The organism is Spirosoma litoris (assembly GCF_054776755.1).
The window spans coordinates 35,070-50,395 of the sequence record NZ_BAAHBI010000034.1; the positions used below are offsets into that span (position 1 = coordinate 35,070).

Here is a 15,326-nt window from a genome sequence, read left to right on the forward strand (position 1 = left end):
GTAATTACTTACCAGTTAGCGAGCCGCATCTTCTCAGGTTGTAGAAGACGGATGCCCCCCGTAGGAGTCAGCTCCAGCAGTCCATCCTGGCGAAATTCACTCAGTGTACGAATCAGGGATTCCGTGGCGGTGCCAATTATGGCCGCCAGATCATCGCGCAGGAGTTGAATAACCCCACTGGGCTGCTGTTCCTGCAATCGGAGCAATGTATCGGCTACCCGGCGTCGGAGCGAATTATAGGCCATACCAATCAACAAATCCTCCCGATCAGCCACTTGTCCGGCCAGTAGTTTAATAAACTGAGTGCTCACCTCCGCATTAGCCAGCAGCAGCTGCCGAAAATCGTCTTTGGGAATGTATACTAACTCGGAATCTTCCAGCGCCAATGCCGAGTCCGTATAATCTTTATTTTCCAACAGGGCAAAATAGCCCAAAAAATCACCCGCCTGGTAAAGGCCCATTATCAACTCTTTGCCATCGGTTGTTGATTTAAACGTTTTAACCCTACCCGATTGTACATAATAGAGTCTTACGGGTTCATCCCCTTCCGAATAAATAAACTGTTTTTTACGAACAGTATGGGCTTTTCGGTCAGTCGACAGGCTTTGCAGGTTGGTTACCAGCTGAGCATCCGCCAAAAACTGTTCTAACTCATTCTGATGAAGGTTGTCATCTTTCTTGAGGTGGCTTGCCTCCTCAATGTGTTGAAAACGATTTAAGCGTCCTTCAATGGCGCTGAGTAATTCACTCTCGTCAAACGGTTTAGTGATATAATCATCAGCACCGAGTTCCATCCCCCGTCGAAAATCATTTCGTTCGGTTTTAGCCGTTAGAAAAATGAACGGTATACTTGACAGTTCTGGTTTTTTGTTGAACACATGTAATACACCGTATCCATTCAAAACGGGCATCATAATATCACAAATGACCAGATCCGGCTTATGAGCCAGTGCCTTTTCGATGCCGATTTTACCATTTTCGGCGGTGTCAACCTGGTAGCCAGTCAATTCCAGAATTTCGGCTGTTGTTTCTCGTATAGCCTCATCGTCTTCAATCAAGAGGATCGTTTTCATATGGGAGATTTAAGGTGATGGTAGTTCCTTGGTTAAGCTCACTCTGTAAGTCGATCTGGCCGCCCATTAGCGCTACGTAGCGACCCACAATATGCAGCCCCAATCCTGTACCTGGAATATGATTTACATTACGGGCTCGAAAAAATTGTTCAAAAAGATGTTGCTGATCCTGGGTTGATATCCCAATGCCCTGATCCTGAATACTCACCGTTAACTGTCCCATCAGACAATTACCATGGAGGTTCACAACCGAGCCAGGTCCAGAATACTTAACCGCGTTGGAGAGTAGATTAAGTATGATTTTACGTAGCAGAGAACCATCGAGCCAGATTGGACTCAGGCAACACAAGTCAGTTTGTATTAGTTGACCCGGTTTTAAAGCAACTCGTAAATCGGCTAGAATTTCACTCACCAGTTTAGCAAAATCGACTCGTGAAGGATGGGCTTTAATTTTACCTTCTTCCAGCTTGCCAACGGATAAAAATTCTTCTAGAATTTCATTCAGATGTTTGACTGACGAACGAATACGGTGCAAGTGTTTTTCGCGCTTATCCTGCTGATCGGTATTGGTATATTTCTCAATTAAGGTGGTTGAATTGAGAACCGCGGTCAGCGGAGTCCGGAATTCATGAGAAGCCATTGAAACAAACCGGGATTTTAATTCGCTTAATTCCCGCTCGGTCGCCAGCGACTGGGCTAGCTCTTCTTTTGAGGTTTCCAATTGCTTCAACGTATTTAGCAAGACATGAGTCCGATCCACAACTTTTTGTTCAAGCTCGGCATTGAGTCGTTCCAACTGAACCTTTTGTTCGAGCAGTTGCCGCTCGGCCTCCTTTTTAAAGCTAATGTCATTTATAAAAGCGGCTACATACAGCTCACCATCCAGATAGAAGTGACTTAAACTCAACTCTATTGGAAATAACGAATCATCTTTGCGTTTGCCTTGTAGTTCACAGCTACAATTGACCGGTGGTGGCCCAGGATTGGGGGTAACAAACTGCTGGAGTTTTTCGTAATAATAACTCATGACCGAAGGCATGAGTTGATCGATAGAAAGGTTCTCCAACTCGTGAGGCTGGTAACCACTAAGTTGATAAGTTAATTGGTTTGCCGACAGGATTAATCCTTGCTGATTGCAAACGATAATACTGATGGTTGCCCTGGAAAAGATAGCCTCAAACCGACGAATACTATTGTCCAGGTCTCGTTCGGTTCGATGTAACTGGCCCTGGTCAATAAGCCGGATAAGGGCATAGGTTCGATCCTGAACCAAGAAGGTAAAAATGTTGATTTTGCCCCAAAATGACTGGCTATCCTTTTTTTGTAGTTGGGTTAGCTCCTCATGATGTCCAACCTGAATAAGACGGTCAATTAACGACCGATTGTGTTCACCTTCTAGCTGTTGAGGCCTTAACGACCGAGAAAGGTTAGGATCCGTCAATAAAGCCTCTTCGGATGAAAAACCCAATAGTCGCACACCCGCCTGATTGACATGAATATACCGTTCTTCGCCCAAGTCGTAGATACCGATAAAATCATCACTTTCCTCAAACAGCAGTTCTGTTAACCTGGACGTAAATAGGTCGGTAAGCATACGAAGATAAATAGTCTATTGGCCTTTACCAAATAGGTTTCTCGTTCAAAGTACGCCACTGGGCTTAGCTTGTAATATGCTTTTGATCAGTGCATTATGTGACACTGATCAGGGTAGAGTCTGACTAACAGGGTTAAAAACGCTATAGGTTATTCTTGCAGTCTAATTCCGTTCAGCCGGAGAGGTTTATTGGTCGGGTCGGCTGAATACACTTAACGAGGGTAGTAAATGAGGCCCTTTGGGGCAATAGTCCTCCAGAATATTCATTCTACTTAGTGATCTACATGTATAGATTGTCAGCATTAGCATCAAGAGTTGAGCTGATTTTACCCCTATGATGTACTAGTCAAAATCAACCGGAGTGATGTTCTCCGTCAATTTAATTTTTTTTTTCTCCCCCCACTTTTACCGCCAGTTAGCAACCATAGGCAACAGGGCTTACTGGGCGGCTAACGGAAACATTTTAAACTTTATATTTTATGAAAATCTTATTAATCAGCTGTTTAAGCTTACTGGCGATTTCTGGGTTAACCTCATCGGCCATTGCCCAAACGAAAGAAGAACTCAAGACGACCGTTTCACAGCATCATGCCAAAGTCCTGGAGCATACGAAGGCACTTAAAGAGGGAGTTAACCTCAGTAAGTCCGACATGGAAGAACACACCAAACAAGTTGGTGAGCATCTGACCAAAGCCAAGGAAGCGCATAAAACGCTGGATAGTAAACTAACTGAATCGGAAAAAGCTAAGCCTGAACATCAGCAGGTCAAAAAGCAGCAGACGATTGCCTCTGTTCACCACAAGGCCTTAAAGGAAGAAGTCAATAAAACCAAACCAAATGAAACGAAAGTAAAAGAGCATGCAACTAAAATTCATGAAGCAATCTCAAAGGCAGAAGAACAACCACAGCTAGCTCATAAAACCGGTAAAGGGCATAAGCAATAGTCGCTTTTTTCTTTTTACCAAGTTCTACAAACGTTTAATAATCATGGAAAATCAACAGGCAACGGTTGCGGTTTACAATGACCACCAACAGGCTGAAGAAGCCATTAATGAATTACAAAAAGCAGGTTATGACATGAAAAAGCTCTCAATTGTGGGACAGGATTATCATACCGAAGAAAACGTTATTGGCTATTATACTACGGGAGATCGCATGAAAACATGGGGTAGCATCGGTGCATTTTGGGGTGGTCTCTGGGGATTGCTCTTTGGCTCTGCCTTTTTCATTATTCCCGGTTTTGGTCCTTTATTGATCGCTGGCCCCTTTGTCGCTTCGCTCGTTGCTTCTCTCGAAGGAGCCATTGCACTAGGTGGACTTAGTGCAGTCGGAGCTGCACTAGTTGGTTTAGGTATTCCTAAAAATAGCGTGTTGACGTATGAGGCCAGTATCAAAGCTGGCAAGTTTGTACTGATTGCCCATGGCACACCCGACGAAGTGGAAAGGGCTAAACACGTATTAGGCCTGAAAAAACAAGAAGTCGTGGAAAATTTGGGCTAATCAGGCGCAAACCTATCCACACGTACACTTAATAGACTGGTTCTGAAGCGTCGACGATGAGACCCTGACATGTAAGTGAGTTGAGGTCAAACCAAACTGCTTCAGGACCTGATTTTCAAATCTTCAAACAATCTTGGCCATGAAAAAAGTTAGTATTTGCCTGGTTCTGGCCTGTTTATGGCTCGGTGCCAGCTATGCGCAGGAACCGCTTGTTAACAGAACCGTTACCATTACCCAAGTTAAAAAGGGAGAAGAACCTCAACAAGTTATGGCGGCTTTAAAGCAGGATTTTCCGAGTGCCATCATGAAAGACATTTTTTACCTGCCCGTAATCTTATACGGGCAGGAATGGGCTGTCAGTGAACAGGATGAAACTAACGGAGACAATTCGGAAATTGAGTACTATCAGGTAACTATGACGGGTAACGGCATAAAGTATACGGCCGTATATGATAAAACGGGCAAGCTGATTAGTTATAAGGAAACCATCAATCAGACCCGGCTTCCGGGCGTTGTCATCAGCTCCCTTGAAAGACAGTTCCCGAATTGGAGGATTATCGGCGATCAGGAACGGCTTACGTTTTCCAAAAAACGTTCTATCGTTTACCGGGTAGAACTAGCCAACGGAAAGAAACGGGAGAAGGTGTTTCTGGATGATTATGGCAAGGTACTTCGTAAGGCGAAACTGCTCAGAATATAAATTATCCTAAAGCATCTGTGGCACATACCAGATGTAATATAGAAAAAGGTGGCTGATCAGTCACCTTTTTCTATCCACAGCATTTCTTGAAATTCCATAAAGCTTAGGATAGCAACAGGCTTTTACTGAAAATAAAGTCGACCTCCAAGCCCAGAAAAATCAACCAGGATGTCTGCAATTGTTGTCCAGAAAATAGACTTGGATCGCTTGGCAACTAAACCCTAGAATAGGCCGACAAGTGTTGCAACGCCAATAAAGACTAGTACTTGTCCAATTTAGATTCTAGAGATTCTTTTGATTCTAAATGACAGCTTAGCTGTTGAATATCAATAGAATATCGTCAACAGAATCTATAGAATCCCTTAGAATCTATTTAACCAAAGCACTAGTGTTGTTTCTGGAAACAGTATTGAGGAATCAGATTGACCATTCACAATGCATGATTTTTCTCTCGGTTTATTCCGGCAATGCGAAATTTAGTTAACACATTAGCCATTGTCTTCAGTTGAATTTGCCCAAAATGAAGCCGAACATAAAGGCTATATTCTGTAAATCAGCCATTGATACCTGGGGTTGCTCATCGAAGGTATAAATACTGTACCCCATGCCGGGCCTGAATTTCAACCAACTTGTCAGCCTCAATTCTCCGTAAACTTGTGGGGATAACACGAAACCATTAATCTTCACCAATGGATTTTCCAGTTTAAATAGTTTAAAATCTGCATCATCGCCTACAAGGTTAAAGTAACCTATTGTTAGTAATCCGCCGATGTGAAAACGCTTTTGCTTATCCTGGTCAAAGCCAACTAAAAAACCATAATGGTCTGTGAAAACAAACAATGGACTGTTTAGCCGTTTCACGGCCAAAGTTGATGCAAATGTGGCTCCATAAACTCCTACTAGAACTTTATGGTTTATACTAATCCCAGCTTCAATGCCCTGAAACGAAAATGCCTGCTTAAAAAAGTTCTGATGCTGATGCGTCAAGCCCACATATAATGCAATTTTGTTACCTGCACTGTCACACTTTCCAGTACCGTACTGATACAGTTTACGCTGGGCATAAAGACTATTTGCCATTAGTGGCAAGGCTATTATAAGTACGACGAAACCGATATTTTTCATTGTTCATGGTATGCAGAGGCAACTTGAATGGCCATACGAATAATGTCTAGTAATTGATTGCTCTGTTTGTCAGCCTTCAGGTGCTAATTAGGATTAGTTTTTAAGAGCTACCTAATTGATAACGCATGACTATATACGCATTTCGATGAGCACCCTAAATAGCATTTCGGTATGCCAATCTGCATTGGCTAGTTCGATGGAAAGGTGTAACCCAGTGTAAAATCAGCAGCACCGGTGGCTTTTCCGGAAAATATGCTGGCACCCAGGGCTAAATTGAGATAGAAATTTCGGCGGTAAGTTCGTTGAAAACCCCAGAGTGCATCAACCCCAAAACCACTCCCATCACCAATAGGAACCTGTTCTGATTCATCTTTAGCTACTGCTGGTAAGGCGTAACGAGTCCGAACACTCAGGTAATTGCCAGAGTTGGAACGAATGCTCTTCCCTTTCTCAAGCCGACGATCGAAATTGTAAAAGTGCCGAACACCAACGGATAGAATCGGATTGATGGAATACGAGCTATAGTAGGTAGTCTTATCAGTCGATGCGTCGTGCACATCTTTTGTTTGCATGTTAGACGTAATGCGAGCCTCGCTAATGAGTGTGAAGCGGTTGGCCAACCTGGTTTCATACATAATTCCAGGAGAAAAGATGGCCGCTCGCCAGGCATTTTTCACAACAGCTGGTTGCTGACCCAATACGTTAGTTCCAACAAGCAGCATCAGAAGTATTCTTGTCGTTTTCATAAGAAGTTGTTTTGCTTTACAGCGCTAAAATTGCAGCTAGGTGATTCTTGACGAAACGATCTACCTCAGCCAGGTGCTTGATATATAGCACCATCGCAGTGCTATACTATAGTCCACTTCTTATCTGTACAAGACTACGTATATCTAGCCGAGCCTGAAAAATCAATTAGGGTTCCATCGATGGTGCAGGAACTCGTGACTTAGCATTGTATTTTCATTGGTATAACGTTCTGCCTGTTAGCGGCTATTTTATTTATGCCGGCAATTCGGTCATTTATGCAGTTTTCGCGGTTAAGTGGCATTCAAATGGTCAGTGATTACAGATCGGTTTTGCCAGTAGTATCTGGATTGAGAGCTACAACTGGATGGTCAAGCCAATTAGCTCGTTTTAGGTAAGTACTGCTCAAGTAAATCAAGTAAATTATCCGATGAAAAACCATCCTGCCGCCATAACTCAATACCCTGCCAAACTAATATAAAAGAAGGCAATTGGGTGACGGCAAAACTTTGCGCTACACCCGGGTGTACAATCTCTTCAATCTTAAGCAATTGAACTCTGCCGGTAAGTTTTTCCTGAAGCTGTTCCAGTATATCGTTTACCAATAGGTGTTGACGGGCATCAATTGGCATAAAACAAAGTAATACAGGAAGTAATGCCTCTTGCTTACTCTTTTTTGGGTGATCTTTAAGCATTAGCCTATTTAATATTCACAATACGTACGTTCAAAATATAAAAATGAAGGTGGACAGTATTGTTCTATTTAGGTATGATTTCCGTCATATAATTAGCTAACCTTGGTTCTTTGAGCGTAAATGGCTCAATTCGTTATTTGCACCTGACCCTTATCAACTAATTGACAATCAAACCAATATACCGATTAAGATATTTATTTATACACTATTAATTTTAACGTAAATCCTAAAAGTCGATTATCTAAAATCAATTCGATTCCTTATCTATGCATAGAGAACCGTATGCCAATGCTCTGTTGAATGTTCTGTTTGAGCAGAGAGTCGATTTCTTAGGAGTATATGATTTCCAGAAGGATCATTATGTTCGGATTAATCAGACGGGCATAAACATGCTTGGCTATCCGTCTGAGCAACTATTGATAGAGCAACCGCAATTCTCTTTTCGAAAAAATCCGCTTTCACCAGATGAACGTACTCAGATAATTGCCCAACTGCTGCAAACGGGCTATTATGAAGAAGAAACCGAAATAGTTCGGTATACGGGAGAAACTTTCTGGGGGCGGCTCATAATGGAGTCATTTGCCGATGGGCAGCTGGCATTGATTCGAATTACGAATCTAGATCGCTTACACCGCGCCGAACAGGAGTTAGATCATAGCGTTCGGCGCTACGAAGCCGTATTTACCAAGGCTACCATTGGCATTATTGTGTGTGATAAGCAGGGGAAAATCGTGTCTGCTAATCAGGTGGCTGAACAGTTATTTAGTTATGATGAAAATCAATTAATAGATCTACCCATTTATCAGCTGGTTCCACAAAGCCTAAGGCAGAACCATGAAAAACTTCGCCAGTCCTTTATGGCATATCCCCAGGCTCGGCCAATGGGTCATAACCGAGATCTGTATGCGCAACGTAAGGATGGGTCGCTGTTTCCGGTCGAAGTGAGTTTAAGTTACTTTCGACTGGATAATACGATGTATGCCGTCGCTTACATTATCGATATTACCCTTAAAAAGGAAGTAGAGCGGCAAGTAATGGAGCAAAAAGAGCAGGTCGAACGACTCAATGCCGAGCTTGAACAAAAAGTCGTAGATCGGACTCATGCCTTACTGAATACATTTCGGCAATTAGAAACCTCAAAAGAAGAATTAGCCCAGTCGCTGGCGACCGAGCGGGAGTTAAGCGAATTAAAATCCCGCTTCGTCGCCATGGCATCCCATGAGTTTCGAACTCCGCTGACCGCGGTTCTCAATTCAACCACCTTAATTGAGAAATATACCAATACCGATCAGCAGGATAAGCGCGAAAAACACCTGCACCGTATTCGTTCGTCAGTCAAACATCTGAATGAAATTCTAGAAGAATTTTTATCCGTTGGCAAGCTGGAAGAAGGTAAAATTGGTGCGAATCCAGTTTGGGTCAATCTCCCTCAATTGGTAGAGGAGGTCGTTGGTGATTTGCAAAGTATGCTGAAAAATGACCAGTTAATAAAACTTGACCTTCAATGCCCCAAAACGATCTGGTTAGACCCGTCACTGCTTCGTAAGATTGTCGTTAATCTCCTCTCAAACGCTATTAAATATTCGGGAGAAGGGTCCGCTATCCAGATCTACACGCATCATGACGAGAATTATATTTCGCTTTCAGTAAGCGATCAGGGTATTGGTATTTCGGCTGATGATCAACAGCATCTATTTGAGCAATTTTTTCGAGCCAAAAACGCAGCTAACATAGCAGGAACTGGCCTAGGTCTTCACATCGTAGCCAAGTATGTGGAACTTATGCAGGGTACAATTACCCTGCAAAGCGATCTTAATAAAGGAACAACTGTAACGATTTCCTTCCCCCGTGAAAACCATCCTTCTGATTGAAGACAATGAAGCGATTGGCGAAACAACCGCCGAGATGCTGGAACTGGCAAGTTCTAGAGTATTAACGGCTTAAAAAGGAAAGGATTAAAATGGACATGGTATCAATACCAGACCACTACCGAATCGCTCATCCGCACATTGAGCGAGTTTAAACAGGATGGCTTGATTGAAATCCTACCATCGCCTACCATCAGGTACCCTTCGGATGCTACAAGCCGAAAAGTTACGCCTGACAAACTGGTAAGTAAAGTAAAAAGCACTCTATAGTAGTAGAGTGCTTTTTAATGGAACAATACCGATACTGGCAATTAGTAGGTAGTCACAACTAGGTCGTCCTCTATAGCCATTACGCCCGGTGCTGCCCAGACCGCATTTTCTACTTCTTTTCGCTCGGCCCAGGAATGAACTTTGCCCCGTAAAATGACTTTGTTACCATTAGTTTCAACCTTTATTTGCTGGGCTTCAACGACGGCATTTCGTTTCAAGGCATCAACAATTTTCACATTTACATCCTTGGCGACTACCTTGGGTTTAACCCGAATCAGGTTACTCACCCCTTTCACCCCAGAAAGTGTTTCGACGGAGCGTTCTGCTGCCTGTCGCTGGTAGTTCCAGTCAACTTCTCCCTCGAGCGTCACCCAGCCATGTTGAACTTTAGCCTGAACCAAATCCTGGGGCACCTGAGTATGCCAGTCAAAAGAACGGCTAATAGCCTGCCCAATCTGCTCATCGCTCTGTCCGCTCAATATCGACTTTACCGTAATTTCCTGCGCAACCACGGTAACTCCCTTAACACGTTTGGTAGCTCGCTCAGCCGCCATTTTCATCATATAATTGTCTACCTCCCCCGAAAGGGTAACCACGCCATCTTTTACAGCGACACCAATTTCAGTGGCGTTTAAGACGGGTTCCCAGCGTAGTTCTTCCATGACATCATTCTGTAGGGTCTTATCGGTTTTCATAGCTAGTTCGTTTTTTGTTTGAAAACAGCCCAAAACTCGGCACCTACCTTTCGACTAACCATGATCTGCTTCAGCTACGCTATTGATTATCCACAGTCCTTACTCTGATGCATTTCCTGGCAAAACATATTGACAGTCAACCCAAATCATAATATTCCCTGATCCAGATCATGGAACATTAGCTGGCGGAAAGTCAATTTTGTTTACGTCGAACGTAGCTGCTTTTGCCATGAAAATTGCCTTCTTCAGCGCTCTGCCTTTTGAGCAAGCCTGGTTTGAATCGAACTCCAAGCACCAGATAACTTTTATTCCAAAGCCTTTAACCCTACAAACTGCAGAACTAGCCAAAGGGAATAGAGCCGTTTGCACTTTTGTTAAGGATGATCTGAGCCGACCGGTTCTACAAATGTTAAAAAACCAGGAAATTTCGGTAGTAGGTGTGCGTAGTGTTGGTCTGGATAATGTTGATCAGGAAGCGCTGGCCGACTTAGGCATGACCCTATTGCACGCACCGGGCCATTCACCTTACTCTGTAGCCGAACAGGCCGTAACCCTGTTACTGGGTCTGATCCGGCATTTGCCCGAAGCCAGTTGCCGCGTGAGACAGGGTAATTTCACGATTGACGGTCTTATGGGAAATGACCTGTACGGAAAAACGGTGGGCCTCATTGGCACGGGTCGTATCGGAAGCGTGTTTGCCCGAATCATGCTGGGTTTCGGCTGCAAGGTATTGGCTTACGATATCCGGCCCGATCTAATGCTTATGGAAGCTGGCGTTCAATACCGGATATTAGCTGATATTCTCTCGCAAGCCGATATTCTTTCCCTACACTGTCCCTTAACTCCCCTAACCGAGTATGTTATAAATGCCCAATCATTGGCCGCTCTCAGACCTAGCGCCATTCTGGTGAATACAGCAAGAGGACGACTTGTGGATACAAAGGCGGTCTTGAATGCATTGGACGCTGGCCAGCTGGCCGGTTATGCAGCGGACGTTTACGAACGGGAGCTACTCTATTTTCATTACGATTATTCAGATAAGTCGATTGCGGATGATCTCTTAAACCGGTTGCGAAAACACCCAAACGTTTTGTTAACGGCGCATCAGGGGTTTTTGACCGAAGAAGCGCTGCGGCAGATGGCCCGGAACCTACTCAATCAGTTCACCTTTTATGATAGCCAGCAGACAATCCTGGTCACTAAAGCCTCTATGTGCTAGCACTTTGTCTGGTAGGCAACGCCAAGTGTGATTAAACCTAACCACGCTATGCTACGACACCTGTTTGCCTCATTACTTCTTCTTCATGGCTTCATTCATGTGTTTGGTTTTATAAACCAGTGGGTATCATCTCTTGGTACTCAATTGAGTGGAAAGTCGCTGATCACATTGTCTTCTGGAACATCCAAACTACTGGGTGGTCTGTGGCTGCTGGTCGGCTTATGTTTCCTGATGGCAACGGTCGCCTTTTGGTTGGAGAGCAATTGGTGGACGACGCTTGCCCTGTTTAGTGTGGTTTTATCTCAAATACTTATTATCATTTACTGGCCAGATGCGAAGGCTGGTACGGTGTTGAATGTTCTTATCGCTCTGGGCATTGGGATAGCGATGACGCATCATCGATTTGAGCAGTATACCAATCTGGAAGCTAGGCAAATAATGACCAAGGATTGGGAAGATCGATCCGTAATTACAACGTCGATGCTTACTGGATTACCCATGCCCGTTCAGAAATGGTTGACGGCTAGTGGCGTTGTGGGAAAAGAGCGAGTTCACACCGTACGGCTTCGGCAGCATGGGTTGATGCGTACCAGTCCCGATGGGGCTTGGATGCCCACTGAAGCCGAGCAGTATATCGATGTTGATAAGCCAGGCTTTGTCTGGAAAGCCGATGTGAAACTGTTATCGTTTTTGCCCCTTTCGGGCGTGGATAAATTCGTCAACGGGAAAGGTAACATGCTGATCAAAGCGCTTTCTTTTGTTCCCATCGTGAATGAGTCTAACCCAAAAATTGACCAGGGAGAGTTACTGCGCTATTTAAGTGAAATGTGCTGGTATCCATCCGCAGCCCTTAGTCCCTATGTCAGCTGGAAACCCGTCGATGCTACGCATGCCCTTGCCATTATTACGTATGAAGGCCTAACGGCTTCAGCCATTTTTGCCTTCGATAACCAGCATAAACTGATCAGTGTTGCCGCCAAACGGTATAAGGGCAGCGATGCTCAAAGTAAGTTAGAGAATTGGTTTATCCCCGCCCGTGTCTGGAAGTCAATGAATGGGATACTTATCCCCGTCAAAGGTGATGTCATGTGGCAGTTAGCCTCTGGTGATTTTACCTACTACCAGTGGGAAATTACCGACATCGCCTATAATAAGCAGATGCTTTATTAAGGAATCATCAAATTCCTCACAACTAACCTCCTAAAACCTCAACTGTTTATTTATGAAAAATTTACCCAAACTAAAAATGGTGGCGAATTTACTTCTGGGATTGCTGGCAACCCTACCCTGGTCGTGCATGGATCACCGTATACCATCTACCTCTCAATTACTAACGAATTGTTCAACCGGCTGGAGAAACGTAAACCAAACGTATCAGGGCAGTTTTATTGGCGGAATTGCTCCTGACTGTTACCGATTAGTTTTTGGCTCAGATGGCAAACTCCAGGCAGACCGTACCCGGTGCCTTGGGCAAGATACCGCTCCTTTAGCGCTGGGAAACTGGTCCAGTACTGAAACATCAATCACTCTTCCCGTTTTCTCCTGGAACATCTATGGGATTCCAGGCCCGCATCGAATCGAAAATCTATCGGCCACATCACTACAGTTTAGTTATCGGGGAGATCCCGATAAAATTATAGAGACATGGTCGTGCGAATAATATATCCAAAGTCAGGGTTAAATAGATCCTGTTAATCAATACAATAATGACTTTACCTGCCACACAACACCTTGTTCAATCGCTGTTAGAGCGGTTAACCGACGAAGCTTCTGTTCGAAAAGTATACGGAGAGTCGATTGTAGTCAATCAGAAAACAATTATCCCCGTCGCCAAAGTTATGCTTGGATTCGGTGGCGGTTTCGGCGAGGGCCACGCCAGATCGGAAAAAACGTCTGAAACTGAACCGGAAAACGGGAAGAGCGAAGGGGGCGGCTTAGGCAGTGGATTTATTCTTCAGCCACAGGGAGTTATAGAAATTACGCCAACTTATACGCGATATTTACCGCTTAGTAAAGGCCGCTATGTAGCTATGGGTGTAGTGCTTGGCTTCTTGTTGAGCAAACTAGTCAATCGCCGAAAGTAATATAGAGTAATCAATACGAACATTCCATGCGCGCGATGCTTTTGACTCAAACCGGCCCATTTCAAGCTGGTGATAAGCCGTTAACAATGACCGAATCGCCGTTGCCGATTCCCAAATCGAATGAAATATGTATACAGGTAACGGTTTGTGGTGTTTGTCATACGGAGCTTGATGAACTTGAGGGTCGAACGGCTCCGCCACAATTGCCCGTAGTGCCCGGTCATCAGGTCGTGGGAATAGTTGACTCAGTGGGCGATAACGTAACCCGGTTCCGACCCGGTGACCGCGTGGGTGTAGCCTGGATATTTTCGGCTTGTGGTCACTGCGCGTATTGTCAGTCAGGTCGGGAGAACCTGTGTACTCAGTTTCAGGCTACCGGACGCGATGTTAATGGCGGCTACGCGGATTACATGGTTGTTAACGAGAACTTTGCGTATCCTATTCCAGTCAACTTAACGGATGTACAGGCAGCTCCCCTGCTATGCGCAGGTGCAATTGGGTATCGATCATTACGACTGACAAATCTGCAAAACGGGCAACGTATCGGCCTAACAGGATTTGGTGCATCCGGACATTTGATGCTGAAGTTACTGGCTCATCAGTTTCCAGATTCGGCGGTGTATGTATTTGCGCGAAGTGACATTGAACAGCAGTTTGCCCGTGAACTAGGCGCAGTGTGGGCGGGTAAACCAGGCGATGACCCTGGCCTTCAACTTGATGCGATTATCGATACAACACCTGCCTGGCAGCCAATTGTTGAGGCCCTTCGTCTCTTAAAACCAGGGGGACGGCTGGTCATCAACGCAATCCGGAAGGAAGACCAGGATAAAGATTACTTATTACGTCTGAATTACCCCGATCATCTGTGGCAGGAAAAAGAAATCCGCAGTGTAGCCAATGTAACCCGAACTGACGTTCAGGAATTTCTTACCATTGCTGCCCAGATACCTATTCAATCGGAAATACAAACGTATCTGCTTAGCCAGGCCAACGAAGCGTTATGGAGTATTAAACAAGGGCAAACCAGGGGCGCCAAGGTGCTGGTCATGTAAGTCTTTGTTCGCTCGCTTAATACGATGGCAAATTTCTTTGATTTTCAATGTCCGCTTAGTCGTATTTAAAAATCGAACTCGTGTAATTCGGTGCACGCTGACGGGATCAAAGCCACAATAATCAAGCGTCGCCCGTTTCAGTGCATTAACGTCACTATTCCTGTACTGCCACCAGAGCCACCAGCCTGGCGCGTCACTGGTCGTAATCAGTTCTGCGGCTCGACCTTTGAGCAATTTGTCCCAAAAAGGATCATCATCGTGTTTTTTGTAGGCAAAGCCAGGGGACAGAGTTCTATCAATAAACCCTTTCAATAGAGCTGGAATATTTCCCCACCAGACCGGATAAATGATGACCCAGGTGTTGCACCAAAGGATGTTTCGCTGGGCCTTTTCCAGATCAGGTTCAAGCTGTTTTTCCTCTTTATTTCCTTTGTGCAGGATCGGATCAAACGCCATTTCACCAAGCTTCTGGTAGCGTACATTATGCCCTTTTTCGAGCGCAGCGTGATAATAAGCATTCGCTATTTGCCCGTTAAACGAGTCTTTGTCAGGGTGCGCCAGTAGCAAATATATATTCATTTCGTTTAGCGTTTCGTTAATGACTTAACACAAACTTGATCAGCTAAAGTTAACGTATATACTAAACCGGTAGTTCTAAACTTGTAATGATAGGTTGTAGTTTGTGACCACAAATCTGATTGATTTGA

Annotated in this window: 16 protein-coding genes; 9 read left to right on the plus strand and 7 right to left on the minus strand. The window is 44.4% G+C overall.

Annotation, left to right across the window (positions count from 1 at the left end; genetic code table 11):
• Nucleotides 1-8: 8 nt before the first annotated feature.
• Both ACYVGR_RS19225 and ACYVGR_RS19230 read right to left on the minus strand, forming a co-directional pair.
• Nucleotides 9-1,073: a response regulator gene (locus ACYVGR_RS19225; RefSeq protein WP_460959619.1), complete on the minus strand. Its 1,065-nt coding sequence runs from the start codon at nt 1,071-1,073 to the stop codon at nt 9-11.
• Complete coding sequence (locus tag ACYVGR_RS19230) at nt 1,051-2,667, minus strand: sensor histidine kinase (protein WP_460959621.1); 1,617 nt, start codon at nt 2,665-2,667, stop codon at nt 1,051-1,053. Before ACYVGR_RS19230 ends, ACYVGR_RS19225 begins: the two co-directional genes overlap by 23 nt.
• A 479-nt stretch (nt 2,668-3,146) precedes the next feature.
• On the opposite strand from ACYVGR_RS19230, the gene ACYVGR_RS19235 reads away from it, so the two are divergent.
• From ACYVGR_RS19235 to ACYVGR_RS19245, 3 genes are all read left to right on the plus strand, one after another.
• Nucleotides 3,147-3,611: a hypothetical protein gene (locus tag ACYVGR_RS19235; RefSeq protein WP_460959623.1), complete on the plus strand. Its 465-nt coding sequence runs from the start codon at nt 3,147-3,149 to the stop codon at nt 3,609-3,611.
• A gap of 43 nt (nt 3,612-3,654) precedes the next feature.
• Nucleotides 3,655-4,167: a general stress protein gene (locus tag ACYVGR_RS19240; protein WP_460959625.1), complete on the plus strand. Its 513-nt coding sequence runs from the start codon at nt 3,655-3,657 to the stop codon at nt 4,165-4,167.
• Between the two features lie 139 nt (nt 4,168-4,306).
• Nucleotides 4,307-4,867 carry a hypothetical protein gene (locus tag ACYVGR_RS19245; RefSeq protein WP_460959628.1) on the plus strand — a complete coding sequence of 187 codons (561 nt, stop codon included), beginning with the start codon at nt 4,307-4,309 and terminating at the stop codon, nt 4,865-4,867.
• A gap of 501 nt (nt 4,868-5,368) precedes the next feature.
• Here ACYVGR_RS19245 and ACYVGR_RS19250 read toward each other — a convergent pair.
• The 3 genes from ACYVGR_RS19250 to ACYVGR_RS19260 all read right to left on the minus strand — a co-directional run bounded on the left by ACYVGR_RS19250 (nt 5,369) and on the right by ACYVGR_RS19260 (nt 7,431).
• On the minus strand, nt 5,369-5,992 hold the full coding sequence (locus ACYVGR_RS19250; protein WP_460959630.1) for a hypothetical protein: 624 nt from the start codon (nt 5,990-5,992) through the stop codon (nt 5,369-5,371).
• 188 nt (nt 5,993-6,180) lie between these two features.
• A complete protein-coding gene (locus tag ACYVGR_RS19255; protein ID WP_460959632.1) occupies nt 6,181-6,738 on the minus strand; it encodes a hypothetical protein in 558 nt (185 codons plus the stop codon).
• 378 nt (nt 6,739-7,116) lie between these two features.
• A complete protein-coding gene (locus tag ACYVGR_RS19260) occupies nt 7,117-7,431 on the minus strand; it encodes a thioredoxin domain-containing protein (RefSeq protein ID WP_460959634.1) in 315 nt (104 codons plus the stop codon).
• Nucleotides 7,432-7,697: 266 nt separating this feature from the next.
• Between ACYVGR_RS19260 and ACYVGR_RS19265 the strand changes: the two genes are divergently transcribed.
• Nucleotides 7,698-9,302, plus strand: a complete 1,605-nt coding sequence (locus ACYVGR_RS19265; protein WP_460959636.1) for a sensor histidine kinase — start codon at nt 7,698-7,700, stop codon at nt 9,300-9,302.
• A 308-nt stretch (nt 9,303-9,610) separates the two neighbouring features.
• Here the strand turns inward: ACYVGR_RS19265 and ACYVGR_RS19270 are convergent, their stop codons facing one another.
• Nucleotides 9,611-10,264, minus strand: coding sequence for a BON domain-containing protein (locus ACYVGR_RS19270; protein WP_460959638.1), 654 nt, complete (start codon nt 10,262-10,264; stop codon nt 9,611-9,613).
• Nucleotides 10,265-10,493: 229 nt separating this feature from the next.
• Here ACYVGR_RS19270 and ACYVGR_RS19275 point away from each other — a divergent pair, with 229 nt between their 5' ends.
• Genes ACYVGR_RS19275 through ACYVGR_RS19295 form a run of 5 tightly spaced genes read left to right on the plus strand, consistent with a single transcriptional unit; the run spans nt 10,494 to nt 14,619 of the window.
• Nucleotides 10,494-11,483, plus strand: coding sequence for a 2-hydroxyacid dehydrogenase (locus ACYVGR_RS19275; RefSeq protein ID WP_460959640.1), 990 nt, complete (start codon nt 10,494-10,496; stop codon nt 11,481-11,483).
• Nucleotides 11,484-11,531: 48 nt separating this feature from the next.
• Nucleotides 11,532-12,653 carry a DUF6544 family protein gene (locus ACYVGR_RS19280; RefSeq protein ID WP_460959642.1) on the plus strand — a complete coding sequence of 374 codons (1,122 nt, stop codon included), beginning with the start codon at nt 11,532-11,534 and terminating at the stop codon, nt 12,651-12,653.
• A 52-nt stretch (nt 12,654-12,705) separates the two neighbouring features.
• Entirely contained in the window at nt 12,706-13,143 is a 438-nt protein-coding gene (locus tag ACYVGR_RS19285) for a hypothetical protein (protein WP_460959644.1), read from the plus strand.
• Between the two features lie 46 nt (nt 13,144-13,189).
• On the plus strand, nt 13,190-13,567 hold the full coding sequence (locus ACYVGR_RS19290) for a GerW family sporulation protein (protein ID WP_460959646.1): 378 nt from the start codon (nt 13,190-13,192) through the stop codon (nt 13,565-13,567).
• Between the two features lie 26 nt (nt 13,568-13,593).
• Complete coding sequence (locus tag ACYVGR_RS19295) at nt 13,594-14,619, plus strand: zinc-dependent alcohol dehydrogenase family protein (protein WP_460959648.1); 1,026 nt, start codon at nt 13,594-13,596, stop codon at nt 14,617-14,619.
• Here the strand turns inward: ACYVGR_RS19295 and ACYVGR_RS19300 are convergent.
• A complete protein-coding gene (locus ACYVGR_RS19300; RefSeq protein WP_460959650.1) occupies nt 14,566-15,198 on the minus strand; it encodes an NAD(P)H-dependent oxidoreductase in 633 nt (210 codons plus the stop codon). The genes ACYVGR_RS19295 and ACYVGR_RS19300 overlap by 54 nt on opposite strands.
• Nucleotides 15,199-15,326: the final 128 nt, after the last annotated feature.

Bases quoted from the DNA above. Each gene is read 5' to 3' on its own strand.
- ACYVGR_RS19245 (WP_460959628.1), top strand. From the start codon at position 4,307: ATGAAAAAAGTTAGTATTTGCCTGGTTCTGGCCTGTTTATGGCTCGGT.
- ACYVGR_RS19255 (WP_460959632.1), bottom strand. From the start codon at position 6,738: ATGAAAACGACAAGAATACTTCTGATGCTGCTTGTTGGAACTAACGTA.
- ACYVGR_RS19230 (WP_460959621.1), bottom strand. From the start codon at position 2,667: ATGCTTACCGACCTATTTACGTCCAGGTTAACAGAACTGCTGTTTGAG.
- ACYVGR_RS19270 (WP_460959638.1), bottom strand. From the start codon at position 10,264: ATGAAAACCGATAAGACCCTACAGAATGATGTCATGGAAGAACTACGC.
- ACYVGR_RS19260 (WP_460959634.1), bottom strand. From the start codon at position 7,431: ATGCTTAAAGATCACCCAAAAAAGAGTAAGCAAGAGGCATTACTTCCT.
- ACYVGR_RS19235 (WP_460959623.1), top strand. From the start codon at position 3,147: ATGAAAATCTTATTAATCAGCTGTTTAAGCTTACTGGCGATTTCTGGG.
- ACYVGR_RS19280 (WP_460959642.1), top strand. From the start codon at position 11,532: ATGCTACGACACCTGTTTGCCTCATTACTTCTTCTTCATGGCTTCATT.
- ACYVGR_RS19295 (WP_460959648.1), top strand. From the start codon at position 13,594: ATGCGCGCGATGCTTTTGACTCAAACCGGCCCATTTCAAGCTGGTGAT.
- ACYVGR_RS19240 (WP_460959625.1), top strand. From the start codon at position 3,655: ATGGAAAATCAACAGGCAACGGTTGCGGTTTACAATGACCACCAACAG.
- ACYVGR_RS19250 (WP_460959630.1), bottom strand. From the start codon at position 5,992: ATGAAAAATATCGGTTTCGTCGTACTTATAATAGCCTTGCCACTAATG.
- ACYVGR_RS19285 (WP_460959644.1), top strand. From the start codon at position 12,706: ATGAAAAATTTACCCAAACTAAAAATGGTGGCGAATTTACTTCTGGGA.
- ACYVGR_RS19265 (WP_460959636.1), top strand. From the start codon at position 7,698: ATGCATAGAGAACCGTATGCCAATGCTCTGTTGAATGTTCTGTTTGAG.
- ACYVGR_RS19300 (WP_460959650.1), bottom strand. From the start codon at position 15,198: ATGAATATATATTTGCTACTGGCGCACCCTGACAAAGACTCGTTTAAC.
- ACYVGR_RS19225 (WP_460959619.1), bottom strand. From the start codon at position 1,073: ATGAAAACGATCCTCTTGATTGAAGACGATGAGGCTATACGAGAAACA.
- ACYVGR_RS19290 (WP_460959646.1), top strand. From the start codon at position 13,190: ATGACTTTACCTGCCACACAACACCTTGTTCAATCGCTGTTAGAGCGG.
- ACYVGR_RS19275 (WP_460959640.1), top strand. From the start codon at position 10,494: ATGAAAATTGCCTTCTTCAGCGCTCTGCCTTTTGAGCAAGCCTGGTTT.